This window comes from Desulfomonile tiedjei DSM 6799 (assembly GCF_000266945.1).
Taxonomy (GTDB): Bacteria; Desulfobacterota; Desulfomonilia; order Desulfomonilales; family Desulfomonilaceae; genus Desulfomonile; species Desulfomonile tiedjei.
The window spans coordinates 2,181,875-2,207,948 of the sequence record NC_018025.1; the positions used below are offsets into that span (position 1 = coordinate 2,181,875).

Genomic DNA, 26,074 nt, shown 5'->3' on the forward strand with positions numbered 1-26,074 from the left:
GGTGCGCATGATACTGTGGCCCACCCATATCAGGAGAGCGTGTCTTTGCCCCAGGATACTGGTGGATGAATATAAGAGCCGCCGCAAGCATAAGCTGTTTCAAGATGAGCTTGTGCTTCCGGGAGCATTCTTTCATGATTCTGTGGCGGGACCCATGTTCCAGGCTATAGCATCCGGAAAAGATGGCGATCTCACGGAACTCCTGGAATCGAGTGGAAAGGATCGGCAGGACTTCAATGTGCAATTATGGGCCCATCTGGACAGGAAATATCTCACTCCAGCTTTCTTCTCCAGGTCAAAGCCCAAAAATCTCTCCGGAGATCATATCCTGATATTTGCTCGCGGCCTGGGAAAATTGTCCGAATTTCTTGCTGAGGAAATCTTCAGCCAAAGACCTCTTTTCAAAACGTCCGCTGACACACTGAAATCCCTTTTTCTGCCGCCGGAAAAGAAGATGAGCAAGAGATTGATTACGGAATCCGGCGTTTCTCTTACTATCCGCGGAAAATACGATGCATTGCTCTTTGATGCAAAAGATCAAGAATTCGTCGTGTTGGAATTTAAGTGCAAGAGTGATTACGAGCTGATCGGAGATCTTGAGCAGGTGTCAACGTATGCCTGGATGATTCGGGAGACTTCGGGAATTCCTGCACGGGCCGTGATTTTTTATCTGGGACAAGAACCCGAAGTAAAACTCTTCACGAGTCAGATGTTGGAAGAAGCATTCCAAGTAAGCCTAAAGCTCATAAATGAAATGGGGAATTGGCTCAGTGCAGCAAATCTACCGAATGCAGGAATTCCTCCTACCACAGTGGAAGGTCTCTGCGGAATATGCTCACTGAGAAGCGATTGCGATAAGCGGTTTGGTGCCAGAAATCCTCAGCTAACCGAGCGATTGCGGAGCAGGGTAGAGAGAGAAGCTCAAAAAGAGATACGCAGTGAAGGGATCTTAATCGGGAAGACGTTGGAAGATGAAGCGTCTCCGGTCTATTGGAATCCGTTCACCGGCGATCCTCGTCTTGCAAACGGACACATGCTGGTTGTAGGGACCTCCGGGTCCGGCAAGACACAGGTTTTGAAGTCTCTCATTAGTGAAGTCGTTCACAAGAATTTGATTCCCATAGTTTTCGATTTTAACAACGACTACGTTACACCTGAATTCCTGCAACGCCACAACATGGAAGCCCATTATCCGGGAGACGGCTTACCGCTCAATCCTGTGGAACTCGTTCCCGATCCTCTAACAGGGAAGATTCAGCTTGCCAGTGGAGTTTTCTCGACTGCGGGGATACTGAAAAGAGTGTACGGACTGGGAGTTCAGCAGGAAGCAAACCTTCGAGCCGCAATGATCGAATGTTACGCAGATCGTGGGATTACCAAGGAGACAACGGAAAAGCCTCCGTCAGGATACCCTGCGTTTGAGGAGCTCGAATCCAAAATCCTGGAGCTTCCCAATCACACTGCTTTGCTGAACAGACTTTCACCGATTTTCAGTCTCAACCTGTTTTCAGGCTCCAGAGACGATGAAGGTTTTGACGATTTCATCAAATCGCCTAAAGTGATCAGGCTTGCTCCTTTGCCCACGGAAGAAGTCAAGCTCGCAGTTGCGGAATTCGTATTGCTCAAACTCTACAATCATTTTGTCAGCCAACCCCATCGGACTCATCCGGTGATGGCCGTTATCGTAGATGAAGCACACAAATTGAGCGGCTCGGAATCTATCGTAAAGCTTTTTCGTGAAATCCGGAAATTCGGGGTGGCCATGATTCTCTCTTCACAAAAGGCGAAGGATTTTCATTCGGACATTCATGCCAACGCCGCTTCAGGATTATTTTTGAAGAACTCGGAAATAACGGACAGGAAATACATTGCCGATCAACTCAAAGGATCGGATAAGCACAAAGAAGAGATCATAAACATTCTGGGATTGCAGAAGACATTTGAAGGGCTCTTTCGCAACGATCATTACACCCCCTTTGTGAGATTGAGGGTAATTCCCTATTTTGAGAAATTCGAGTCCACGAAATCGGAATCCTGATATTAAGAATTCGTGACGCATTGATTCTTCAGCGCGATTTATACGGATTTGCATTCAGAGAGAGAGCAAATTGGTGCTATAGTCAGTGCCAAAAATTCTGTCGTTTATCCCTCGTGTGAATTACAGGATATTGGTAGGGACCGGCGTCCCTGCAGGTTCATTCTATCGATATCATTGATCATATTTAAGATGTGCCGGCACGGAGGCACGGCACCTACCAATCTTCCTAATCTTCAATCGGTCACTAATTTTGGCAACTGATATAATACTAATGCAAATCAGTATAACTCCGATCCAGAATCTTCCGCACTTCTCGCAACAATTCTCTCAACCTGAAGGGTTTAGCTACGAACCCTCTTGCCCCGAGTTCAAAACACTCTTTTATGGTAGAATCCGCCGAGCTGCCGCTGGCAACGAGAATTCCGGTCTTGTCGTCGATCTTCAAGAGTTCCTTGAGACACCCTTTACCACCCATTTCCGGCATGATCAGATCGAGAATCACCAGAGAAATCCGGGAGCTTTCCTTCTTAAACACGTCTAAAGCTTCCAGCCCATTCTTGGCCGTCAAGACGGTGTACCCGCCTTTTCTCAGAATTCTGGCACCCAGATCCCTGACGAACTCTTCATCATCCACCAGAAGTATTGTTTCTGTTCCTAATGCAAGCACTTTATCGGTTTCTCCGGATGGAGATTCCTCGATTGCCTTGATAGCCGGAAAATAGACGCGAAAAGTGCTTCCGAGACCGATCTCACTCTCACACCTTATGTGACCTCCGTGCTGGTTAACGATACCATACACCATAGAAAGCCCCAATCCGGTGCCTCTTCCCAATTCCTTGGTGGTGTAAAATGGTTCAAAAATACGTTGAAGCGTCTCTCGACCCATGCCGTGTCCGGTATCGGAAACAGAAAGCAGGACATATTGACCCGGTTGTGTATTCGCATAGGTTCGACAATATTCCTCATCCAGGACAATGTTTTCGGTTTTCAATGTGAGAGTGCCTTTTTCTCCCATTGCGTCTCTCGCATTCACTGCGAGGTTCATGATGATCTGCTCGATTTGGCCCGGATCGGCATCCATCCTCATGAGGTCGCCTGCCAAATCGAGTTTAATGCCAATCATCTTTGGAATGGTACGCTGAAGAAGTTTCTTCACGGTTCGCACCTGGTTATTCAAATCCATTGGTATCGGTTTGGTTTCCACTTTTCTACCTAAAGTAAGCAGATTTCGAACAAGATCAGCGCCACTGGAAGCCGCATGATGAATCTTATGGAGATCGCTGTAATCCGAATCTTCTTTGGATTTTGCGGCAAGCATCAGTTCCGAAAAGCCCAGGACAACTTGCAGAATGTTGTTGAAATCGTGTGCCATGCCTCCTGCAAGAGTCCCTATGGCTTCCATTTTCTGAGCCTGCAAGAGCTGTCTCTGTAACGACACTTCTTTGGTAACATCTCTCTTGACTGCTACATAGTTTGTTATCTCGCCTGAATCGGCTTTTACAGGGGAAATCGATACGTCTTCTTCAAACAACGTCCCCTCTTTCCTCCTGTTGATGAGGTGGCCGGTCCAGGTCTTTCCATGAGTTATCGTATCCCACATATGCCTGTAGAATTCGTTGTCATGACGACCGCTCTTAAGAATTCGCGGGTTGTTCCCGACAACCTCTTGCAGCGAATACCCCGTGGTCCTTTCAAACGAGGGATTTACGTACACGATGGTACCCTGAGCATCGGTAATTTCGACAGTCTCTGCAGCTTGCTCGACTGCAGCGGCCAAGCGGCTGCGTGCCTCCTCCAGTATCTTCCGCTGAGTGATATCGCTGATTACGCCCACAGTAGCTCTGTATGTGCCGTCGACGTCTCGCAACGCGGATACGCTCACATCTGCCCAGAGGGTAGAACCATCCTTTCGCAGGAAGCGCTTTTCCAGGCGGTACCCTTCCGTCTTCCCTTGAATCATGGCTTCATGTAACATCTTGGATCTGACAATATCCTCGGGATGTGTCACATCAAATACGGTGAGACATTGAAGTTCTTCCGGAGCGTACCCCAAAAATTCGGACAAGGTGCTATTCACTTCAAGGAAGGTTCCTTGAGGGGCCACCAGGTCAATGCCGACGGAAGCAGTGTTGAACGTGGCACGGTATTTCTGCTCGCTTTCCAGAAGAGCTCTTTCAGCCTTCTTTCTCTGCGTTATGTCCTGAAACACGCAATGGCTGTGCCTGAATTTTCCATCTTCCGTCCAAACGATCCTGCCATCAACAGACACATCGATGATTGACTCGTCTCTGCACACCATTCGATATTCAACTCCGGAGATGTGTCCGGCACGTTTGAACTCGGGGAACATTTCTTCAAAATGGTCCCGTGAACAGGCATTCAGGAAATCGGAAAACCTTTTCCCGATAACTTCACTGCGGGTATATCCGAGTAACTGGAGCCACGTCATGTTGACCTGTAACAGATAGCCATCTTCATCCAGCGATTGGTACGCAACAGGTGCTTCCTCATACAAAAGACGAAATCTATTTTCGCTCTGGATTAGAGCATCTTCGGCCCGCTTGCGGTCAGTGATGTCTACGAATGTCACCACCACCTGCTCCAACTCGTTCTTCTCATTGATCGCAGGATAAGCATTGACCAAACCCCAGGCTCGATCGTTGCTTCCAGGTCGATCCATACCCACCACGCAGTTGGAAATGGGCTCCAATGTTGAAATGACTCGATTTACCGGGTACTCGTCAGGAGGTAAAGGCGACCCATCTTCGCGAACATACATCCAGTCCTCATCTGAAGACGTTTTTCCTATCATTTTCTCACTGGATACACCAAGCATTTCCGAAGCGACCCTATTGCAGAGCAGAATACGCGTATCGGGCGCATGGACCACTACTCCTGCGTCCAGGTTCTCGATGAGAAGACGATGGTTTTTCTCGGACTCAAGGATTATCTCTTCTGCTCGCTTAAGGTCGGTTATGTCTCGAAGGCTGGACCTGCTGATTAATATGGCTCCGTTCTCGTCGCAGACTGCCGACGCATTCAGAATGACATTGATCGTGCTCCCGTCAGCACGTAATAGTTGGAGTTCGATATTGTGAACATTGCCTGCAGCCAGAAAGACTTGGAATGCTTTGCATGCATCCTCGCGACTGTCCGGATGATATATTTCGAGTACGGGGCGTCCGATAATGGCTTCCTTGGAGTATCCTGTCATTCGGCTGAGGGTTTGGTTGCATCCGACAACTCGGCTGGTTGTTGCGTCTACAGAGACATACATGTCAGGAGCGTTTTCGTAGAGATCACGGTAACGCCGTTCACTTTCCAGAAGAGTCGATTCAGCTAGTTCTCGGGCTTCCGCTGTGTGGGCAAGGATTCGGCGAACCGCCTCTATTTCCATGATGGACAATTCTGAGACATCTCTCAGCCGGGTCTCTACCAATGCCCGAACAGAGGCGGCCAACTTACGGCTTGCTCGCCATCCGCCCGAAATGCTGATCAAAGTGACTGCCAGAATAGCGGCAGCCAAAACGAATGTCGCTAGGAAAAGTGGGGCCCGGTAAACATCAGCAGGGATTTCCAGTACCACAGACCATGGAGTGAGAGAGGATTTGGCAACGAAGCGTTTGGAGTCGCTGTAGGAGCTATTGTCAGTGTCAGGCGATGAACGGTGTGCCATAACTTCTTCAGTACCGTCGAGCAGCCTTAACGACCATTCAGAAGGTAATGAGACCTTTTCGAGTCGTTCCTGAAATTGGCTGGTTTGGATGACGCTGATCAAGAGAAGCTTTGTTGCCCCATTGCGTATGACCGGCACAGCTATTGCAACCAGAGGTTCTTTCGCAATGGGTCCGAAGAACACGTCTCCTACCGCCGGATTTCCAGTTTCAAGTGCAACTGGTGCTGCGGCGCGACCTTTGGGTAGGGGCAGTCTCGGCAGTGGGGTTCCTAAAGGTAAGCGGGTGTTCAGTAGCATCTGCATTGACGTATCAGCCAGGACGATATGACTGCCAAAACGTCTGTGGAACGCCTGTGCTACGATGTAAAACTCATTGAACCGTTGAAGATCGTCCAACAGTGGAGAAGAGCTCAATACTTGCATGGCCGCCATCTGTGAACCGATCTTCTGATCGATGGCCATTGCGACGTTCCGAGCTTGATGCTCCGCGTCTTCATTTCTTTGAGTCTGGAGGGTATAGACGTACGTCACAGCGAGGAACATTGCCAGAACTACGAGAGGCAGCACACAAAACCAGATCAGCCTTGTCTGGAACGAAAGGAGTGACAGAGCCCGCGCTTTTTTCCCAGGAGTAGCGACCTGCTTGGGAGATGTATCACTCATGCATCGACTCCAGAGGCAAAGTGCAATCCAACTCCAAACTCTCCAGATCCGGTCGCAAATCAGCCGCCTGAGACTGTGCCGTGTAAACATAGGTTATGACGCAGATCTTACGAGATGGTTGAGCTAGAAAATCGCGCTCAGGATGAAAGCGAAACCGATCCCCTGAACAAAATTGGAGTTGAAGCAAGCCATTGTGTCCCAAAATATCCCCGTGAGCGGAAGGGGTTATGACCTGGTGCCGAAGGATTACTTTCTTCATCCCCACAACAATCGATACGGAAGAACGATTCTATTGCCCCCTCCAGGGTAGGTCGGGTCTGCCGATCCAGTCGGACTGCAAAATGCAGGTAGACCTGTACATCGGCTGAAAACCGGATTCTTAAGTGGATATTCAGTATCTTACACGAAATCGTACGATGAACCAACTAATAATTTCATTCTTTTCACTTGCAGCAGAGATGATTTCTTCCTTGAGTGATTATTACGGCTTAGGGAAAGTGAATCCTTATAGCTGAACTGAATAGCTTTCTGAAGAAACAGCCCTACCTCGGTTGATTTGGAAGACCGCTCTGACGAGAATGTCAAGGGATCGCATAGCGGACATGATTTCCCGGTATGCCGATTTCTTGAAAACCGGAGAATACAGGAAAACCATATCCAGTCTGATGTGAGGAACGAAGAGTTATTTTTGCTTCAGCAGGGCCAGGGATTGATCGATTGCGTCCAAGGTCAATCTCAAGTCCTCCTCGGTGTGCCGATAATTGATATACCCGTGATGGAAAGGCGAGAAAAAGAACCCTCTTCGGATGAGTTGTGCGTAAAAATCCGTTCGTTTGGTTTTGTATGCACCTGTCTCATCCTTCCTAAAGGTGAGGTAGAACATCGGGGCGACTCCGGTCAGTTCGGCTCCCACGTCGTGCTTGTCGATTAACTGCTGGATTTGCCGGATAAATCTCCCGCCTTTCTCCCAGATATTGTCGAGCACATTGTCCCGCTCAAGGATTTCTATCGTCTTGAGCGCTGCTATGAAGGCATCGCTGTTGGGGAAAAACGTCGAAGAGATGAAGAGCTTGTGGGCAGCCGCCATCATAACTTCCTTTTTCCCTGTTACTACCGAAATGGGATAACCGTTGGCGATTGCCTTTCCAAGGACACTCAGATCGGGCGTGACTCCATAGAGTTTCTGAGCTCCGCCCATTGAAAGCCGAAACCCGGTGCGAATTTCATCATAAATCAACACAGTCCCATACCTGTTGGCAATTTCCCTTACACCTTCGAGGAATCCGGGATTCGGGACCTGCATCTTTTGATGATTGGGATGGCCGAAAGGAGTCATGATGATAGCCGCGGTGTCGTTGCCGTGTTTTGTCATCAAATCTTCTAACTGGTCAAGGTTGTTGTACTGAAACTCAAAGACATCCTCGTACATTTTGGCAGGTATTCCGCCTTTCATTTCAACACACCAGTCATGCCATCCGTGATATCCGCAGCGCATTACTCTGAGTTTATTCGTGTACGCCCTCGCGATACGGATACTTGCGCTGGTGGCATCAGAGCCTGTTTTCAAAAAGATACTCAGCTCGGAAGAGGGCACCAATTCCGTAAGCTTCCTGGCGAGCAGATTCTGGTATTTTTGAGTCAGTGTAAAACAAAATCCCTTGTCTCTTATCTGCCTGTAGACTGCTTCGTCCACCTCTTCTTCACGGTACCCCAGGATTATGGGACCATAACCGCAAAGAAAATCGATGAATTCATTGCCATCGACATCGGTAAGACGACAGCCTTTTCCGGTTTCAAGAAAGATTGGATACTCTCCATCAATGAAATCGGCCGGCTTTCTAGCACCCAGAACGCCACCGGGAATCAATGTAGTTGCTTCATCGAACAGCTCACGGCTTTTGGTGATATTCAGTTTTTCCATTTCTTTCATAGAGCGTCTCCTGTTCCGAGCTAGACCTGAAGTAATGACGAAATCGTCTCTGTCTGGTGGATTCTTGCACCTCTCTTCAGAAATTCTGCAAGAAACTTCGCCGGATCGATGCAGCCTTCCGGAGCGACCACGCCTTTTTCCGTCACATCACCTGCATTCATCATGAGCGCTGCAATGGAAGCCGGAAGACCCGTCCCGGGAGCCATCCTTCCCACCATATCGGCTGTGTAGGTTACCTGCTTGCCGTCTCTTTGACCTTTGACAATGACTTTGAGGCCCGATGACTGCGGTCCGTTGTCTCTTCCTTGAGGAATAGTTTCCCAAAGCTTCAACGCAAGGTCATAGGGGGTTATTGTTGTTCCTTTAATATCCCTCGGTTCAGTGCCCAAGAAACCTGTGTCCTTCTGTAATTTTATCAGATCGTCCACCCATTCGGGAATGAGTGCGCCTTTGATTATAACGTTTTTGACGTCTTTTATGTATTTGGGGATAGTCAATGGCTGTGGATGCCCGACATAGCGCATCTTGCAGGTGCCAAGGGGTTCCAGGAAATCTGCTGCAATTTCTCCCGTTCCTCCTTCCACATGGACCAGTTCACCGTCTATGTACTGGGGAACTTTTCCAAGGGTCATGTGGAGGCTGTGATCCCAGGCAGCTCCTGCAAGCTCGGCAATGCTCACCACCCAGTACAGGAAAATTTCGTCTACGCTGTCCAGACGGTCCGCGTACCATTTCACAAGGACATTGTTGGTCCCCGGATCGGAACCCATGCCGGTAAGAACGGTGATTCCAGCGTCTCTCGCGATTTTGTCTATCTCGGAATTGAAGAGAATCTCGGTTCCTTCGTAGTCGTCACAAATGTCAATATAGTTTACCTTGGCTTCGACTGCCGCTTTTGCGACAGGTACCGCGGTCTTGTAAAATGGGCCTGCGCAGTTGATCACGACATCGACTTCCTTGAACGCTTTCACCATGCCGTCGTGATCGTTCACGTCCATTTTGATGAGCTTTGCTTTTTCACTATCGCGCAGCTTGGGAGTCAATCTTGCCGGGTCCGGATACAAATCGCCCAGAAGAACGCTCGCCACCTGTGGTTGTTTTATCAGGTCCCGACCGACGCCCTGGCCCATACCTCCGGCTCCGCCTAATATAAATGCACGCATATTTCATTCCTCCTCAATATTCGGATTGTTCCGCTCCACCGTTCTCGTGGATTTGCGGACTCGATATCGACTTTTACTCAGTAGTGGGGCTTATGAATTCCCCATCCAGTATTTCAGTGAGCACCCCGTGCAATGCGCCCGGAGGGTCTATGAATGCATAACGATTTCCAAAAAGATAACGAGGCTCACGGTCTATGGTGTTCCTGCCGGCACGGTGCAGCTCCTCAAGAGCTTCTTCCACATCGTCGACGCGGTATGATATAAGGAAAAGGCCTTCGCCTCGATGATCCAGGAATCTTGCCACTTCACAAGCGGGATTGGTCGGTTCCATGATTTCTACGGCAACGCCTCCAACCAGATAGCGAATCACTCGTATGGATTCTTCAGGTGCAACATACTCACATATCGGTTCCAGCCCCAAAGTCCCTTCATAGACCTTACGAGCCTCATGAACACTCCTGACAGCAAAACAGATGTGGTCGATTTCTTTTACTTTCACGAATGCCTCTCTCCTCGGGGGCTCTTTCCCATGTTACGCATCCCATATCAGTGGGAAAGCAGTTGCTCGAAGTGGCAAATGACGCGCTGTGTATTGAAGGATGAGGTGAACAAGGCATGTCGGATACACCGGCCTTCGTAAGACCCTGAGCGTCTCCCGGACCGCTGATGACCGTCCTTGTTACCGAAAAGAGAGGCAGAAAACCGTGGTTAATCACTGAAAAATGCCGGTATTTTTCCGCATGTTAAGATTATATCGGGAGCGGACTTCCCGTCAAGCACAATCTTGATCTTGATTTATTTGTAATGTTTCAGTTTCGGGCGGCGGTCTGGAAAGCTTTTTGTCGAGAGGATAGGTTTTAGCTGCTCCTGATCTGGCAATACTCATTTCAAAAAAATAACTTGACAGAACTGCTCTAGTAATGTTACCCGAATGGTGCACTGTATACAGTGCACCGTATACGCGCCGACTGAAGGTTCGCAAGAGAGAGGCAGATACCAACCGTGGCGCACCGACATCACAGGTAACGGCAAGGGGGGTTGACACTCCGGAATCTAAAGACCTATTGGCTCCCGTCCTCGTAAGGCCGCTTACGAACGCTGCCGTTCCCTGGAGGTGCGCATGAGCAAGGGCCAATTATTCATTTTATTGAGCATGAAATTCGAGCGAGGTGGCAAGTATGGAATCCCTCAGAAACTTGAAAGTTCTTTCGTTGGAGCAGGCGACTGTTGTGCCGTACTTGACCTATCGCCTTGCTATGGACGGTATGGAGGTTATCCGCCTGGAACATCCGGTGTACGGTGATCCCAATCGTATGATCGGCGAGAACGTGCTCGATGAAGAACGTATGAATGCTTATTTTCTTTGCATTAATGCCGGGAAGAAGGCTCTTACGCTCAATCTTGCCGAGCCCAAAGGGCAGGAACTCTTGAGAGCCTTGATTCGAGAGCTGAACGTCGACATTTTTGTTACCAATCAGCTCCCCAAAAATTATCGCAAGCTCGGCATTGATTACGACTCCCTCAAAGCTGTAAAGGAAGACATCATATGGCTGGGAGTGACAGGATTCGGACCTGACAGCAATGAAGGCGCATACGACCCCATTCTTCAAGCCCGTTCCGGACTCATGGAAATGACAGGTGAGGCGGATGGCGATCCTCAGGTATTGGGAATTCCATTGCCTGATATGGGAACCAGTGAGCACGCTTATGGTTTGCTGATGAAGGCTCTTTTCAACCGGGCAGTGTCAGGTCAAGGCACCCGAATCGATTTGTCCATGTTCGAATCATCAGTATCCTGGATGACGGTTCCCATAACCATGACGGCTTCCTTTGCGAAAAAGATCACTCGTCGCGGCAATACCCACGAATTTTTTGCTCCCGTTTCGGTTTATCAGACAAACAATGGATTTATCTATCTGGCGGTAGGCAACGATCGCCAATGGAAGGCCATGGTCTCTCAGGACCTTTTCAAGGCTCTTGACAAACCGGAGTACGAGAAGAACATGGGACGCATCAAAGACGTTGTCAATCTGAACGCAGCCCTGAATGCCATTACTCGAGAACATAGTTCCGAAAAGCTTATAGAGTTCTTCACATCCATTACTGTTCCGGTGAGCAAAATCAGTTCCGTGAGTGAGACCATTGCAGATTCGCTCGTTCAGCGGAGGCTGTTGTCATCGAGCGATCCAAAGACCAAAACCAGCATTACTCTTGCGCCTCCACCCAATATGACAACCTTTCTTGAGAGCAGCGAACGTCAAATGACATTTCCTCCTCGCTTTGGGGAACATAATTATGAGTATTACGGTCGATTGGGACTTTCAAACGAGAATATCGCCAATCTCAAGACGGAAGGCATCATTTAGCTCTTGAGCGACTCGACAAAAGACCACAGCCAAGATAGAAAGATCGTATTATGAATATCATCGTTCTCATCAAGCAGGTCCCCAACACTACGGACGTAAAACTCGATCCTAAAACCGGCAATCTCATTCGAGAAGGTATTGAAACCATAATCAATCCCGATGATCTGCACGCGCTTGAGACAGCGGTCACTTTAAAAGAAACGATCGACGCCACGGTAACGGTTCTGACCATGGGACCCCCTCAGGCCATCGACGCCCTGTCGGAGGCAATCGGGATGGGCGCTGATAAGGCAGTTTTACTTTCCGACAAAGCATTTGCCGGTGCAGACACCTGGGCGACTTCGTACACCCTTGGAAAAGCGATCCAACATATTGGAGAATTCGATCTTATCCTGGCGGGCCGTCAGGCCATAGATGGTGATACCGCTCAGGTCGGTCCGCAGGTCGCTGATTTCTTGGGCCTGCCACAAGTGACATATGTTTTCGATATCGAATCGGTCAATAACGACCACATTGTTGTCAAGCGCCGACTCGAAGACGGTTACGAACGGATTCAATGCAACTTGCCTGCTCTCTTGACTCTTATACCTGCTGCGAAGGAGCCCAGATATCCGCTCATTTCCAGGCTGCTCCTGGCCTGTCGTGAAAAGGCTCCCATCAAGATTTGGAACGCAGCGGATATTCGTGTCACTACGGCCGAGATCGGTTTGGACGGTTCTCTCACCCAGGTCATGAAAACCTTTGCTCCCAAATTCGAGCGTCAAGGACAACTCCTGGAGGGAAACACGGTGGATGTGGTGCAAAATCTCGTTGCACAGTTTAAGGAAAACAAGCTGATATGAGCAGCTTAATGAAAGAAGTGAAATCGGGGGACATTCTTTAGAAGAAGGTCCACACAATATTCCTTCTTTGAATGCCGGTGTAACAAGGGCTCATGAATATACGAGGTCATCATGGCAATCTGGGTTGAAGTCGATCTTTGTGACGGGTGCAGGCGTTGTACGCGAGCCTGCCCTTATGACGCCATGGAAATACGGGAAGGTAAGGCATATATCGGGGAGCGCTGCACATCCTGCGGCGCATGCATGGAGGTCTGTCGCAGTAAGGCCATTGTCACCGATGCGCAACCCAGGATCATACCGGATTTCAGCAATTATACCGGCGCTTGGGTGTTTGCCGAACAGCGTAGAGGCCAATTGCAGCGGGTTTCCGTGGAATTACTCGGTAAAGCCCAGGAATTGGCCAAGGTTCTGAACCACAAAGTTTCGGCAGTTCTGATCGGGCACGAGGTGTCCGATCTCGCGAAGACCCTTATTCAGTTCGGAGCGGACACAGTATACCTCGTCGAGCACGAGACGCTGAAAGAGTATCGCACTGAGGCGTATGCTCACGTTTTTAAGGAGCTGGTTACCGAGCACAAACCGAACATTCTCCTCATGGGCGCTACCCATATCGGCCGAGACCTTGCCCCGAGAGTGTCCAGATGCGTGGGGTCGGGATTAACGGCGGATTGCACGGAGCTTTCCATCCATCCCGAGGAAGGCATACTCTTGCAGACCCGACCGGCTTTCGGCGGCAATGTCATGGCGACCATAGCCAATCGATTTTCGCGTCCCCAAATGGCCACGGTAAGGCCCGGAGTCATGGAAGTGATTCCTACTCCGGAAAAAGAAGGTTCCGTTATCACCCATGTCACTCAGCTTACTGAGGAACAGATTGGCACCAGGATTTTGGAGATCGTGAAAGAGCCGAAAACGCATGGTAATCTGACTGAAGCAAAAATCATCGTAGCAGGCGGAAGAGGGGTGAACGATGCCGCAGGATTCGAGTTGCTCGGCAGCTTGGCGGCAGCGTTGGGTGCCGAGCTCGCCGGAACCCGGGTAGCTTTCGAGGAAGGCTGGATACCTGCTTCCAGGCAAGTCGGTCAGACCGGAGTGACGGTTCGCCCGGATCTGTACATAGCGTGCGGCATATCAGGGGCTATTCAGCATCGAGCAGGAATGATGGATTCCAAGTTCATTGTGGCCATAAACAAAGACCCTTACGCTCCCATCTTCAAGGTGGCAGATTGGGGGATTGTCGGGGATTTGTTCGACGTGGTTCCCGAGTTGACCAAGCAGTTGCAGGCTGCCTGTCAGATTATGTGCGACTAGGAAACTTCCACCGGCGCAGTCGATAAAGCGCCCATGTGATGCCAATGGGTGTCCAAAAAAGTGACATTGGATGAAGCCAGCTCTGGCAGGTCTCCGAAGCGAAGTCAGGCTGTGCCGTTCGTAGCGAAGGAGATTTGCCAAGGCTGGCAATGAACAAGCTTCTCGACGTTACTTGCATGAAAGCGCATTAGTGCTGAGAAGGATTTCTGTGATGATAAGGTCAAATCCGGAAGAGTTGATTCGGAAAAATATAGCGCGATTTGTTGATGCGGAAATAATTCCCGTAGCCCAGGAACTGGATAAACGTGGAGAGTTTCCGAGGGAAATATTCAAAAAATTAGCGCAGATGGGTACTTTCGGGATGCGCTATCCTCGAAACAAAGGCGGCGCGGGCGGCAACACCACATTGTACTGTATTATGTGCGAAGAGCTTGCTCGAGGGCTCGTGAGTGTTGCCTCCATCACGGCCATGCAGTGCTTGATGGGCACGAATTTCCTGTTCCATTACGGGACGGAAGAAATGCGTGAACAATTCTTCTTGCCGGCAATGCGAGGCGAAAAGATAGGCTGCTTTTGCATGACGGAACCGGATGCAGGCTCGGATCTGGGTGCGATTACCACGAGAGCCACCCAAGCCGAAGGCGGATACCTGATCAACGGCATGAAAACGTGGGTCACGGACGGCCCGGAAGCCAGTTTCTACACGGTCATGTGCCAGACCGATCCGAAGAAGAAGCTGCGCGGAATCGGATATTTCTTCGTTCCGCGTGATTTGCCGGGCGTTTCGATCAGCCCTCGATTCGATTGTCTGGGAACCCGTACAACCCCAATCTGTGAGGTGGCTTTCAAGGATGTTTTCATTCCGACAGAGTATCGTCTGACTCCGGAAGGTGAGGGGTTGAATGCGTTTCTGAAGATTATCGCGGAAATTCGAGCAATGACTGCCGCTTTGGCTATTGGGTTGCAGCGTGCAGCATTTGACGATTCAGTCAAGTATGCTAACGAACGAATGGCGTCCGGTCAGACTATCGGAAAATTTCAGCTCATTCAGGCAAAAATAGCCAATATGGCGACTAACCTGGAGGCTTCAAAGCTGTTGACGTACAAGGCTACGGCAATGATCGATGCGGGCCGGGATGCACTGAAAGAAGCATCTATGGCAAAATATTTCGCCACTGAAGCGGCCTGCAGCGCTGCAGACGAATGTACCCGCATATTCGCCGGTTATGGATATTCCATGGAATATGCAGCGCAACGGTACTTCCGTGATACACGCTTCCTACTCAGTGGAGGCGGGACGCACGAAGTTCTTCAGAGCAATATCGCCCGATGGGTGGGAGTCTGATAATATTATCCATGAATTCCCTGTGCATGACCTGTTAGAGGGTTATGCGCCAACTTATCGTGTTTTTGGTGGTTTGTTCCGGAGGAACATCAGATAATAGGCCGGCGATTCATCGCCGGTTAAGGAAAAACCTAATGATGCTCGAGTCCCGGAGGGACGGCTGATACACAAATTCCCGGCAATGAACTACCGGGCTATTTTCTTCAGTCCCTATGGGACAGAGGATTACAACAAGTTAGCGCCTATGCCCGTTAGGGGCTTAGGGGAGATAGTTAACAATGATTTCCGGTAAAACAGAGAGCTTCGCGGATGCTTTAAGACCTTTGACTGACAGAAAATCCGCTGGAGAACATATTTTCGAACATTTGAAGCAAGCGATTATTCGCGGTGATATTCCTCCCGGCAGTAGGATGGTGGAAACCCGAATTGCCGAAACCATGGGAGTTAGTCGCACTCCCGTGCGGGAGGCGATTCACAAGCTCGAACGTGAAGGTTTTCTGACCAAACAGGCGCATACCGGTTTTACTGTGGCCGGATTGACCAGGGAGGATGTTGAAGAGTGTTTCGGGATACGTGCAGTGCTGGAGGGATATGCAGCCCGTCTGGCAACGGTGAAGCACACTCCGGAGCAGCTAAGACCTTTGATCCGCAAAAACGACCTGTTCAAAAAACACCTTGAAAAAGACGATCTGAAAGCGCTACCTAAAATCAATACCGACTTGCATAATATGATCTATGCATTGAGCGGGAGTCCTAAACTGATCAAAATGATCAACGATCTCAAGGAGCAAATCCTTCGTTTTCGTGAGGTTATACTCAAGAGCAAATCCTTCGCACGAACCAGCCACAAGCACCATAGCGAAATGCTTTCCATGATGCAGGAACGGCGTGAGGATGAAGTCGAAAGGCTGGTCAGGGAACATATTCAGCTCGGGCAGACGGTTTTCCTTCGTCAATACGACCAGGAGCAGCGCAATCGACTTGCCTGAGTGTCCGTTGCGAACGGACCCATGGCAATACTACAAATACTTAAGAGACAAAGGCAGAGCAGCATGGCGCTCAAGCGGGAATATCGAGAAATTCAGTCTTATGGGAACCTCCCTTCCGACCGGTCGGATTGCATGCAGGTTCACGCCCTTGCTTCGATTTACTGAAACAATCTCGTATTTCGGCTAATTGAAAGGAATGAGCATGCAAGGAACAAAGAGGATTCGCATCCTTATAGCCAAACCGGGTCTGGATGGACATGACCGCGGAGCCAAGGTAGTGGCTTACGCTTTGCGTGACGCGGGGATGGAAGTCCTCTATTCCGGGCTCCACCAGTCCATCGATCAGATAGTTGCTGCAGCGATTCAGGAATCGGTTGATATCATTGGCTTGAGCATAATGACCGGTGCTCATCTCCCTATCTGTTCGAGATTAATGAAACGCTTACAGGAAGATGATTTGACCGACATCCACGTAGTGGTTGGAGGCGTTATCCCCAAAGACGATATTTCTAAACTGGAAGGCATCGGGGTGAAGTGCGTTTTTCCCGGCGGTACCCGATTCGATGCCATCGTTGACGCCATTCGGGCGCTGCCTTAAGGGAGAAATCTATGGGCGTCGCAAAGTACATTAAGAATGAAAAAGATGCTGTCGAAAAGGTAATCTACCAGTCAGGAATCGAAGTAAAGCCCGTGTACGGACCTCAAGACCTTGAGGCGGTCGGGTTCAACTACGAGCAGGACTTGGCTGATCCCGGGCAGTATCCCTTCACGCGGAATATCCATCCTCAGGGCTATCGTTCCCGGGCCTGGACTACTCGCCAGTACACCGGGTTTGGAACTCCCGAGGAGACCAACAAACGTTTCAAATATATGATCGCACATGGGCAAACAGGGCTTAATGTGGCCTTCGATCTTCCTACCCAGATGGGCTATGATTCCGACCATCCTCTGGCGCTCGGTGAAGTGGGGCGAGTTGGTATGGCCGTGGATTCCCTTCAGGATTTCGATATCGCCTTCAAAGATATTCAGTTCGACCGTATCGGCTCAGGACTAACGATCAATGCCGTTGCGAGTATTATGCTGGCAATGTATCAGGCAACCGCTGAGAAGGCCGGTTATCCCAAAGAAAAGATCAGTGCCACTCCGCAAAACGACATCCTCAAAGAGATGATCGGCCGGGGCGCATGGATTTTTCCCGTGGAACCCGGAGTGAGACTGGTTTGCGACGTGATAGAGTATGCGGTCAAGGAGCTTCCCAGGAGCAATCCCGTCAGCATCTGCGGCTATCATATCCGGGAATCGGGAGCTACTCCGACCCAGGAAATCGCTTACGCATTTGAAATAGCACGGGCTTACATTGATAACCTGGTGGACCGCGGGCTTTCTCCCGATCAATTTGTGGGTCGCTTTTCTTTTAACTTGAATGTGTACGGAAACCTGTGGGAACAGGTGGCCAAATTTAGAGCTGCCAGAAAATTGTGGGCAAAAATGCTCAAGGAAGACTACGGCGTTACCGATAAGAAGAACCTGTTTCTGCGGGGATTGTTCGGTGGTGGCGGCAGCGGATTGACCAAAGAACAACCGGAGAACAATATCATCCGCGGCGCCTATTACGCTCTCGCAGCCGCGCTGAGTGGGGCTCAAACCACTGCTCTGTGCTCTTTTGACGAAGCGTTTACGATTCCGACTCCCAGAGCTGCCTTGCTGTCTCTCCGGACGCTCGAAATCATCATGGAAGAAGTGGGATTGCGGGATACGGTCGACCCGTTGGCAGGATCGTACTTCATCGAAACGCTCACGAAAGAGATGGAAAACAGAATTACCGCTGAAATGCAGCGTGTCCGGGATAGAGGCGGCATGATACATGCCGTTTCCAGCGGGTACATTCAAGGTGAAGTTGCCAAGCAGGCCTATGAGTTCGAGAAGAGCCTGCAGAATGGCGAAGTCATTAAAGTCGGTGTCAACAAGTATACCGAAGGCGAACAACCGGATGTCGAGCTGCACGCATACGATGAAGCGTGGGCTGAAACCCAGATCGATAGGCTGAAAGAGTTACGGCGAACCCGCAACAATCGTGAAGTGACGAGTACGCTCAAAACATTGGAATCAACAGCTCGCGGAGGAGGCAATGTCATGCCTGCACTCGTGGATTGCTGCCGAGCTTATGCCACGGTTGGCGAGATGGCCGGTGTTTTCAGGGATGTTTTCGGGGAGTGGCAAGAACCCCGGTTATTCTAGTACGATCCCGATGGCGGTCCAACGATTCACGCTTCTACAAGAATCACGATCCGCTGACACAATGGCATCATTGTCACGCATTTCGTTCAGGTCAACCTCGGAGAGGTCATGAAAAACGGAGCATTTCGCTTAGGTTGTGATATCGGCGGCACGTTCACCGATTTTGTCCTCGTTAACGATGAAACCGGCACGTTTTCAATCTACAAGTGCTTAACAACACCATCGGACCCATCTGATGCCATTGAAACGGGGATACGGGGGTTGGAAAAGCAGACTCCGGGATTCATGCCACATGTCGCGGAGATTATCCACGGCACCACATTGGTGATTAACGCCATAATCGAGCGGAAAGGCGCCCGCACCGGGTTGATTACCACCAGAGGATTCAAGGACATCCTGGAGCTTGGGCGCGAAATCCGCTACGATGCCTACGACATCTTTGCCGAATATCCCAGGCCTCTGGTTCCTCGACCTTTACGGAAAGAAGTGAACGAGCGGATTGCGAGCGACGGCCGTATCCTTAAAGCGCTGGACCTCGATGATGTCAAGCAGGTCGTACAATCGCTTCAAGATGCTAAAGTGGAATCCGTGGCAATCTGTTTGATCAACTCCTACGAGAATCCTGAACACGAGATAAAAATCAAAGCGTTAGTCAACGAGCTGGCTCCCGATTTGTCAATCTCGGTCTCCTGCGAAGTGCTTCCCCAGATACGAGAATATGAGCGAACCAGTACTACCGCGACCAATGCCTATGTGAAACCGATTACCGTCAAGTACCTGCAAAAACTGTCGTCACGCTTGCAGTCGCTCGGGTTCGAGGGTAAGCTTTTTATCATGCTCTCCAGCGGCAGCATTACAACAGTCGCCACTGCATGCGAATTCCCGGTACGCATCATCGAATCCGGCCCTACTGCAGCGGTAATAGCTTCCCAGCATTATGGCCGTATGTTCAACATCAAGGACATCTTTTGCTTCGATATGGGAGGAACCACCGCCAAATCGTGCCTTATTCAGAAAGGCGAAGCGGGGTTGGTGTCAACCTTTGAAGTAGGGCGTGTTCAACGTTTCAAGAAAGGCAGCGGGCTACCCATTCAGGTGCCGGTTGTAGATCTCATGGAAATCGGAGCTGGCGGCGGAAGTATTGCCCGGATCAGCAAAATGGGGCTTCTCCAGGTTGGGCCTGAGAGCGCCGGAGCAGATCCCGGACCTGCAAGTTACGATCTGGGTGGAGTGAACCCTACCGTAACCGATGCAGATTTGATTCTGGGATACCTGGATCCTGACTACTTCCTCGGCGGTACCATGCCCTTGAATTTGGATGCCGCACGAAAAGCAATTGAAGAGAAAATAGCCAAACCACTTAATACGACTATTACCGACGCTGCTTTCGGTATTCACGACCTGATCAACGAGACCATGGCAGCGGCAGCCAAGACCCATATAGCTGAGAAAGGGGGCAACCCCAATACCATCACCGTGGCGGCTTTCGGTGGGGCCGGACCGGTACACGCGTACGGGCTCGCTCGAAAAATCGGTGCTCCGCGATTGATCGTTCCTCCTCTTGCTGGTGTAGGTTCCGCCCTGGGCTTCTTCACTGCACCGGTAGCATTCGATCTGGTCCGAAGTCACAGAGTTGCGTTGGATGATGCGGACTTCAACTCCATAGAAAAGCTCTTTGCGGATCTCGAGAAAGAAGCTTCGGCAATTCTGCGGCAAAGCGGTCAAGTGCAAGATATCAGCTTCGCACGTTCCATCGATATGCGCTTTATGGGACAGGGTGCCGAGACGAATCTGCCTATCCCTAACAAGCCTTTCAACCAGTGGCAAGAGCGAGAAATCCGAGTCCTTTTCGATGAGACCTATGAGCGACTGTACGGTCGTACGTATCCGGATACTCGTTTAGAGTTCATTACCTTCAGGGTTCGGGCCAGTCTTCCGGAACGTCCGTTTCGTATTCCTCCCATGGCAGCAAGCGGTGGAACGCTGGAAAGCTGCATCAAGGGGCAGAGGCAAGCATATTCGCTCATTCAGAAGAAATATGTCCCGTTTACTGTGATAGATCGGATGAAACTGTTTCCCGGTGCCAAAATCCCAGGTCCGGTGATCATCGAAGAAAAAGAATCCACCATAGTTGTGGGTGAAGATGCGCATGCCGCGGTGGACGACTTCGGCTTTGTATGGATAACGTTCTGAACGTGTCTGAAGCCACCAAAAGGGCGGGAGTATGTCGCAATCCTTTCCAAAATGTACGAAGTCGTTTTCGTCGCCATGTCAAATCAATGAGTTATGGTGGCCCGTTTCTTGCCAACAAGCTACTTGTTCGGGAATCTGAAGTAGCTTGTTGCCCTCAATATTCCTGATCGCAAGGAGAGTTTGAATGTCGCAGAAGTTCGATCCGATCACACTTGAGATTCTTTGGCGCCGGCTGATTTCCATCGTGGACGAAGCGGATGCCTCGGTTGCACGTACTGCGTTTTCGAGCTTACTCCGGGACGCCCACGATTACACCTGCATGTTCACTGACGGTCAGGGAAATGAACTCGTTCAGGGCACTTTCTGTACTCCGGGCCAGGCTGGTGCAATGGCGCTTGGCATAAAAAAAGTCATTCGCCATTTTCCCTACGAAGAATATCGTCCGGGTGACGTAATCATCGTCAACGATCCCTGGCTTTTGGCGGGCCACTTGAATGACGTCTGCGTCTTGAGTCCCGTTTTCTACAAAGACCGTGTTGTCGCTTTCACCGCTTGCGTCTTCCATCATTCTGACATTGGAGGCCGTGTTGCATCAGACAACCGTGAGGTGCACGAGGAAGGACTTTTTATCCCTCCGATAAAGCTCTATACAGCCGGGGTACCTAATGAGTCGGTATTAGACCTCATCCGCTGGAATGTGCGAACGCCCGAGGAGGTTATTGGAGATATTCGTTCCCAGGTGGCATCCAATCACGTTTGTGCTGAAAAAGTAGTCGAAATGTTGTCTGACGAGGGGCTTGACTCTTTGGACGATCTCGCGGGCGAAATTATCAGCCGCACCGAAAACAGCATGCGCCAGGCAATTTCAAAAATACCGGACGGAACGTATCCGTATAAAGGAGTCATCGAAGGCGCAGGTAAACGAGACGACATAACAATCGCGCTTACGGTGAACGTCAAAGATAGTGACATTCTGGTAGACTTTGACGGAACCTCTCCGCAGGTCAACTGGGGTGTGAACGTTGTATACAATTTTACCTACACGTATGTATTTATGGCCATAAAGAGCGCTTTCGATCCGGATATTCCCATTAATGAAGGTGCTACTCGGCCCATCAAGATGACTGCTCCCGAAGGCTGTGTGGTAAACTGCAAATTCCCGGCTGCTGTAGCGGCTCGTATGCAAGTGGGACATTTTATGACTGAGATGGTTTTTCGTGCCCTTGCTCCGGCTATTCCCGATCGTATTATTGCCGGCAGTGGCGGCACTCCTGCTCAGACGAATATCATGTACGGGCGAAGGCACAATGGAAAACCCTGGTTCACCATGATTATTCGCGGCGGAGGACTGGGTGCGAGCGGGTCCATGGACGGCCATCACTGTGCTATTTTCCCTGCCAACGGTGCAAACACCCCGGTGGAGATCTTCGAAAGTGACACCCCCTTGCTTGTCGAACAGAGGGGCCTGTTGCTCGATTCAGGAGGGCCCGGAAAAAGACGGGGAGGTTTGGGACGCAAGATGGTGATTCGTGTGCCGGACGACGAATTTGCTCCTCTTCCTCCGGTCACCATTGCTGTGCAAGCAGGTCGTTTTCGTTATCCGCCTGAAGGCCTCTTCGGTGGCGGCAATGCTTCCACTGCGCGGTTTCTCAAGAATGACGAGCCTGCCGATCCGAGCGGTCTCACGTTTGCCGAACCCGGCGACCAGGTAGCCTTCTACAGCGCAGGTGGAGGAGGTTACGGCAATCCGTTCGAGCGGGATCCTGACGAAGTGGCTGCCGACGTTCAAAACGGTTACGTGAGCATCGAAAGTGCCCGCGATGACTACGGCGTGATCGTTGCGCCGGATACTCTTGCTGTGGACGCAGCGGCTACGTCAATCCTTCGTTCCAAAACCCTATGCGCGTGTAATGCCGATGCGCTCTCAAAGCAGTAAGACTTGGGGAACCTTTTTTGTAAAAAAGGTTCCCCAAACCCTCCAAAAAACTTTTAACACTCGCCTAATTCCTGGTTTTTTCGGGAAAAAACCAGAAATTAGGCGAATATTAGAAGTTCTTGGGAAGGGGTTCGGGGAAACACTTCTTACAAGAAGGGTTTCCCTGTATTGCTCCTTTGATTGCTATCGGCATTACACACGCATGGCAACGAATCTGAAGTGAGGAGGCTTGAATGCCTAGAACCTTTCTCCCCTCTTTTGCCAATACGGCCGAACTCCATGCCCACCAGTTAAAGGGGCTCAAGTGGACGGTGAAGCACGCGTATGAAGGGTCCGAGTATTACAGGAGGGCAATGGCGCAGGCAGGAGTGACACCGGACGATATTCAATCCCTTGATGATATCCGTCGGCTGCCTTTGACGACCGCTGACGATTTACGTGCCGGATATCCTTATCCTCTGTTATCGGTGCCGATGTCTGAAGTGGTTCGTATTCATGCATCCTCCGGAACTACAGGGAAACGGAAAATTCTCTCCTACAGTCAAAAAGACGTGGATGACTGGAGCTACTTTTTTGCCCGATGTTATGAAATGGCCGGGCTTACGACTGAGGACCGGGTTCAGATAGCCGTGGGCTACGGTATATGGACTGCAGGGATCGGGTTCCAGTTGGGGTGTGAACGTTTCGGGGCGATGGCTGTTCCGGTAGGACCGGGAAATATAGACTTACATTGTGAGTTCCTGGTGGATCTTCAGTCAACGGTCATGTGTTGTACTGGTTCCATGGGACTTCTCATGGCCGAGGAGGTTAATCGCCGGGGTATTAGAGACAAAATCGCTCTCAAGAAAATGATCTTCGGATCCGAACGTACTAGCGAATCCATGCGTCAACGTATTCGCCAGTTGCTCGGTCTGGAGCAGATGTTTGATATTGTCGGAATGACCGAATTGTACGGCCCGGGCACCGGTCAGGAGTGTACGGCCCATGAGGGAATTCACTATTGGGCCGACTACTACATTCTGGAGATGTTGGATCCCACTACATTGGAGCCTGTTCCTCCAGGTGAGATCGGGGAAATGGTCGTGACCACACTCCAAAAAGAGGCAGCACCACTTATTCGCTATCGGACACGAGATTTGACGAGACTCATTGATCGTCCGTGCTCCTGTGGAAGCATTCTGCCTCTCCACGATCGACTCCTCGGGCGTTCCGACGACATGATCATCTTCCGTGCAGTGAACATCTACCCCGGTCAGATCGACTCCGTCCTGTCAAGAATAGATGACATCGGTTCCGAATATCAGATTAGTCTGGATCGACGAGAAGATGGAAAAGATTATATGAAATTGCGTGTGGAGTGCTGCGAGTCCTCTGACAAGTCTGAATATCCCAGAATTCAAGCCAAGGTGGCGGCTGCCGTAAAAAAGGCAGTGATGGTGAGCTGCGATGTCGAGGTCGGTGAATACGGCTCACTGCCGCGATCTGACAGGAAATCAAAACGTGTGTTCGATAATCGTCCTACAGAGTAAGGTGCTCTGAGAGATGCTGTCATGAACTTCTCTCTCACTCTTGAATCCTTCAAACCGAGGCAAGCATGAAAAAATTCACGTACCTGGTTCCCAAGACACTTGATGAGGCGATTTCATTGCACAGGTCCCATGGAGATGGGGCCATGTACGTGGCCGGGGGAACCGATGTCCTGGTCAAGGTCAAGTCCGGGAAGATGGCTCCCGACTATTTGATTTCTCTGAAACATATTCCCGGGCAGGATCGGCTTCGGTTGAATCCTGATACCGGTGAGTTGCACATCGGCGCCTTCGTAACCCACCGGACTTTGGAGACATCTTCGTTAATAAAGAAGCACTACCCGATAATCCAGGATGCGGTACAGCACATCGGCTCGGTACAGATTCGCAATGTGGCCACTATAGGGGGCAATCTGGTGAACGCTGTTCCGTCTGCTGATGGAGCAGTTCCTCTCATAGCCCTGGACGCCGCGGTGAGCATCTACGGTACTACAGGAGCCCGTAGCGTGGATTTGATCCATTTCTTCGAGGGCCCTGGCAAGACCGTAATGGAACCCGGAGAAATCCTGACGGAAATCGTTGTCCCTAAACAACCTGCACGCACTGGTGGCGCTTACCAGAAATTCGGTCGGAGAGCGGCTATGGAACTTCCGCTTATTGGAGTGGGGGTTCTGCTCAGTCTTGAAGAGGGCTCCAACAGGTGCATCAAGGCGCGGGTATCCCTGGGAGTAGCTGCTCCCACTCCGATTCGCACTCTGAATGCCGAGAGGTACCTTGTAGGGAAGGAAATCACCGAAGAGATACTGGATGAAGCCGGGCAATTGGCAGCAGAGGAATCGCGTGTTCGAGACAGTATTCGAGGATTGGCCTGGTACCGGCGTGAAATGGTTGGTGTGTTCGTGAAGCGCATGGGCATGAAATGCCTGGAGAGAATTGGGGCGTTGGAGGCGTGATATACCAGGAAGAGGACTCATTTTCAGAGAGCTGATAGGTGATCAACCCTTTTTCTAAAGCGGGATTTTGAAGGATTCAGATGTTGGGCAATAATCCCATCGTCCCCATAGACGCAAAAATAAGAAGTATCCTGCATGCCCCAGTAGGGGCCGGCGTCCCTGCCGGCCCAAAGTTTGAAGAGATTTGCGGGAACTTGAAGAACATGAGTGGATTGGCTGTGTTTTTCCTTGTGAGCTATTCATGGGCCGGCAGGGACGCCGGCCGCCACCAGGAGGCCTGAGCGGCAAAGTTTTCAGCTCAGCGCCTATGCTCATTGAGAGTTTCACTACGAATCTCAAGCTCTTAGCCCTGTGGAGGTTGCATGTCCAAAGACATAAAGTTTATCCTGAATGGTAATCGCATGGAAATGTCGATTGAGGAGCACTGGACGGTGCTCCACTTATTGCGGGAAGAATTGGGTTTGACAGGTACCAAAGAAGGCTGCGGCAGTGGTGAATGCGGTGCGTGTACGGTCATCGTAGATGGTCTCGCCGTAAATTCATGCCTTTATCTTGCCGTGGAACTGGAAGGCAAGGATGTCCTGAGCATTGAAGGACTCGCTTCGCCGGATGGCACGCTGCACCCATTACAGAAGTCTTTTATCGAACATGGCGGAATTCAATGCGGATTCTGTAGTCCCGGCATGATTTTGTCCTCCAAGGCACTTCTGGACGAGAATCCTCGACCGACAGATGAAGAAATACAGCACGCGTTGGCCGGAAATCTCTGTCGCTGCACCGGATACGTGCCTATCTTTGAATCCGTGAAAGCCGTTATCCAGAAAGATTCTGAGGATATTGGGGTAGTAGTGCGAGAAGCCGGCTCTTCTTCCGACTCGTAACAAACGGTTCGGATACGGCCTCGT

The 26,074-nt window shown here is 50.4% G+C and carries 17 protein-coding genes; 13 read left to right on the plus strand and 4 right to left on the minus strand.

Features of this window, described 5'->3' with window-relative positions; genetic code table 11:
• Positions 1-7: 7 nt before the first annotated feature.
• Positions 8-2,038 carry a type IV secretion system DNA-binding domain-containing protein gene (locus tag DESTI_RS30690; protein ID WP_014809676.1) on the plus strand — a complete coding sequence of 677 codons (2,031 nt, stop codon included), beginning with the start codon at positions 8-10 and terminating at the stop codon, positions 2,036-2,038.
• Positions 2,039-2,306: 268 nt separating this feature from the next.
• Here DESTI_RS30690 and DESTI_RS28645 read toward each other — a convergent pair whose 3' ends face one another.
• The 4 genes from DESTI_RS28645 to DESTI_RS09140 all read right to left on the minus strand — a co-directional run bounded on the left by DESTI_RS28645 (position 2,307) and on the right by DESTI_RS09140 (position 9,969).
• Complete coding sequence (locus DESTI_RS28645) at positions 2,307-6,377, minus strand: PAS domain S-box protein (RefSeq protein ID WP_014809677.1); 4,071 nt, start codon at positions 6,375-6,377, stop codon at positions 2,307-2,309.
• Between the two features lie 682 nt (positions 6,378-7,059).
• Positions 7,060-8,307, minus strand: a complete 1,248-nt coding sequence (locus DESTI_RS09130) for an aspartate aminotransferase family protein (RefSeq protein WP_014809678.1) — start codon at positions 8,305-8,307, stop codon at positions 7,060-7,062.
• 20 nt (positions 8,308-8,327) lie between these two features.
• Positions 8,328-9,470, minus strand: a complete 1,143-nt coding sequence (locus tag DESTI_RS09135; protein ID WP_014809679.1) for a saccharopine dehydrogenase family protein — start codon at positions 9,468-9,470, stop codon at positions 8,328-8,330.
• A gap of 73 nt (positions 9,471-9,543) precedes the next feature.
• Entirely contained in the window at positions 9,544-9,969 is a 426-nt protein-coding gene (locus tag DESTI_RS09140; RefSeq protein WP_014809680.1) for a VOC family protein, read from the minus strand.
• A gap of 679 nt (positions 9,970-10,648) precedes the next feature.
• Here DESTI_RS09140 and DESTI_RS09145 point away from each other — a divergent pair.
• The 12 genes from DESTI_RS09145 to DESTI_RS09205 all read left to right on the plus strand — a co-directional run bounded on the left by DESTI_RS09145 (position 10,649) and on the right by DESTI_RS09205 (position 26,050).
• Entirely contained in the window at positions 10,649-11,836 is a 1,188-nt protein-coding gene (locus DESTI_RS09145; protein WP_014809681.1) for a CaiB/BaiF CoA transferase family protein, read from the plus strand.
• 50 nt (positions 11,837-11,886) lie between these two features.
• Complete coding sequence (locus DESTI_RS09150) at positions 11,887-12,678, plus strand: electron transfer flavoprotein subunit beta/FixA family protein (protein ID WP_014809682.1); 792 nt, start codon at positions 11,887-11,889, stop codon at positions 12,676-12,678.
• A 111-nt stretch (positions 12,679-12,789) separates the two neighbouring features.
• The gene (locus tag DESTI_RS09155) at positions 12,790-13,989 is read left to right on the plus strand and encodes an electron transfer flavoprotein subunit alpha (protein ID WP_014809683.1); all 1,200 of its coding nucleotides are present in this window, start codon (positions 12,790-12,792) and stop codon (positions 13,987-13,989) included.
• A 211-nt stretch (positions 13,990-14,200) separates the two neighbouring features.
• A complete protein-coding gene (locus DESTI_RS09160; protein WP_014809684.1) occupies positions 14,201-15,334 on the plus strand; it encodes an acyl-CoA dehydrogenase family protein in 1,134 nt (377 codons plus the stop codon).
• 278 nt (positions 15,335-15,612) lie between these two features.
• Positions 15,613-16,323: a GntR family transcriptional regulator gene (locus DESTI_RS09165; RefSeq protein ID WP_014809685.1), complete on the plus strand. Its 711-nt coding sequence runs from the start codon at positions 15,613-15,615 to the stop codon at positions 16,321-16,323.
• A 202-nt stretch (positions 16,324-16,525) separates the two neighbouring features.
• Positions 16,526-16,921, plus strand: a complete 396-nt coding sequence (locus DESTI_RS09170) for a cobalamin B12-binding domain-containing protein (RefSeq protein ID WP_014809686.1) — start codon at positions 16,526-16,528, stop codon at positions 16,919-16,921.
• Between the two features lie 11 nt (positions 16,922-16,932).
• Entirely contained in the window at positions 16,933-18,561 is a 1,629-nt protein-coding gene (locus DESTI_RS09175; protein WP_014809687.1) for an acyl-CoA mutase large subunit family protein, read from the plus strand.
• Positions 18,562-18,669: 108 nt separating this feature from the next.
• Entirely contained in the window at positions 18,670-20,754 is a 2,085-nt protein-coding gene (locus DESTI_RS09180) for a hydantoinase/oxoprolinase family protein (protein WP_014809688.1), read from the plus strand.
• Positions 20,755-20,938: 184 nt separating this feature from the next.
• Positions 20,939-22,690, plus strand: a complete 1,752-nt coding sequence (locus tag DESTI_RS09185) for a hydantoinase B/oxoprolinase family protein (RefSeq protein ID WP_014809689.1) — start codon at positions 20,939-20,941, stop codon at positions 22,688-22,690.
• Positions 22,691-22,923: 233 nt separating this feature from the next.
• Positions 22,924-24,219, plus strand: a complete 1,296-nt coding sequence (locus DESTI_RS09190) for a phenylacetate--CoA ligase (protein WP_014809690.1) — start codon at positions 22,924-22,926, stop codon at positions 24,217-24,219.
• Positions 24,220-24,284: 65 nt separating this feature from the next.
• The gene (locus DESTI_RS09195; RefSeq protein WP_014809691.1) at positions 24,285-25,169 is read left to right on the plus strand and encodes an FAD binding domain-containing protein; all 885 of its coding nucleotides are present in this window, start codon (positions 24,285-24,287) and stop codon (positions 25,167-25,169) included.
• A 362-nt stretch (positions 25,170-25,531) separates the two neighbouring features.
• Positions 25,532-26,050, plus strand: a complete 519-nt coding sequence (locus DESTI_RS09205) for a (2Fe-2S)-binding protein (RefSeq protein ID WP_014809693.1) — start codon at positions 25,532-25,534, stop codon at positions 26,048-26,050.
• The last annotated feature ends 24 nt before the right edge of the window (positions 26,051-26,074 follow it).

Excerpts from the sequence above, each read along its gene's own strand:
- DESTI_RS30690 (WP_014809676.1), top strand. The coding sequence starts at position 8 with ATGATACTGTGGCCCACCCATATCAGGAGAGCGTGTCTTTGCCCCAGG.
- DESTI_RS28645 (WP_014809677.1), bottom strand. The coding sequence starts at position 6,377 with ATGAGTGATACATCTCCCAAGCAGGTCGCTACTCCTGGGAAAAAAGCG.
- DESTI_RS09130 (WP_014809678.1), bottom strand. The coding sequence starts at position 8,307 with ATGAAAGAAATGGAAAAACTGAATATCACCAAAAGCCGTGAGCTGTTC.
- DESTI_RS09135 (WP_014809679.1), bottom strand. The coding sequence starts at position 9,470 with ATGCGTGCATTTATATTAGGCGGAGCCGGAGGTATGGGCCAGGGCGTC.
- DESTI_RS09145 (WP_014809681.1), top strand. The coding sequence starts at position 10,649 with ATGGAATCCCTCAGAAACTTGAAAGTTCTTTCGTTGGAGCAGGCGACT.
- DESTI_RS09150 (WP_014809682.1), top strand. The coding sequence starts at position 11,887 with ATGAATATCATCGTTCTCATCAAGCAGGTCCCCAACACTACGGACGTA.
- DESTI_RS09155 (WP_014809683.1), top strand. The coding sequence starts at position 12,790 with ATGGCAATCTGGGTTGAAGTCGATCTTTGTGACGGGTGCAGGCGTTGT.
- DESTI_RS09160 (WP_014809684.1), top strand. The coding sequence starts at position 14,201 with ATGATAAGGTCAAATCCGGAAGAGTTGATTCGGAAAAATATAGCGCGA.
- DESTI_RS09165 (WP_014809685.1), top strand. The coding sequence starts at position 15,613 with ATGATTTCCGGTAAAACAGAGAGCTTCGCGGATGCTTTAAGACCTTTG.
- DESTI_RS09170 (WP_014809686.1), top strand. The coding sequence starts at position 16,526 with ATGCAAGGAACAAAGAGGATTCGCATCCTTATAGCCAAACCGGGTCTG.
- DESTI_RS09175 (WP_014809687.1), top strand. The coding sequence starts at position 16,933 with ATGGGCGTCGCAAAGTACATTAAGAATGAAAAAGATGCTGTCGAAAAG.
- DESTI_RS09180 (WP_014809688.1), top strand. The coding sequence starts at position 18,670 with ATGAAAAACGGAGCATTTCGCTTAGGTTGTGATATCGGCGGCACGTTC.
- DESTI_RS09185 (WP_014809689.1), top strand. The coding sequence starts at position 20,939 with ATGTCGCAGAAGTTCGATCCGATCACACTTGAGATTCTTTGGCGCCGG.
- DESTI_RS09190 (WP_014809690.1), top strand. The coding sequence starts at position 22,924 with ATGCCTAGAACCTTTCTCCCCTCTTTTGCCAATACGGCCGAACTCCAT.
- DESTI_RS09195 (WP_014809691.1), top strand. The coding sequence starts at position 24,285 with ATGAAAAAATTCACGTACCTGGTTCCCAAGACACTTGATGAGGCGATT.
- DESTI_RS09205 (WP_014809693.1), top strand. The coding sequence starts at position 25,532 with ATGTCCAAAGACATAAAGTTTATCCTGAATGGTAATCGCATGGAAATG.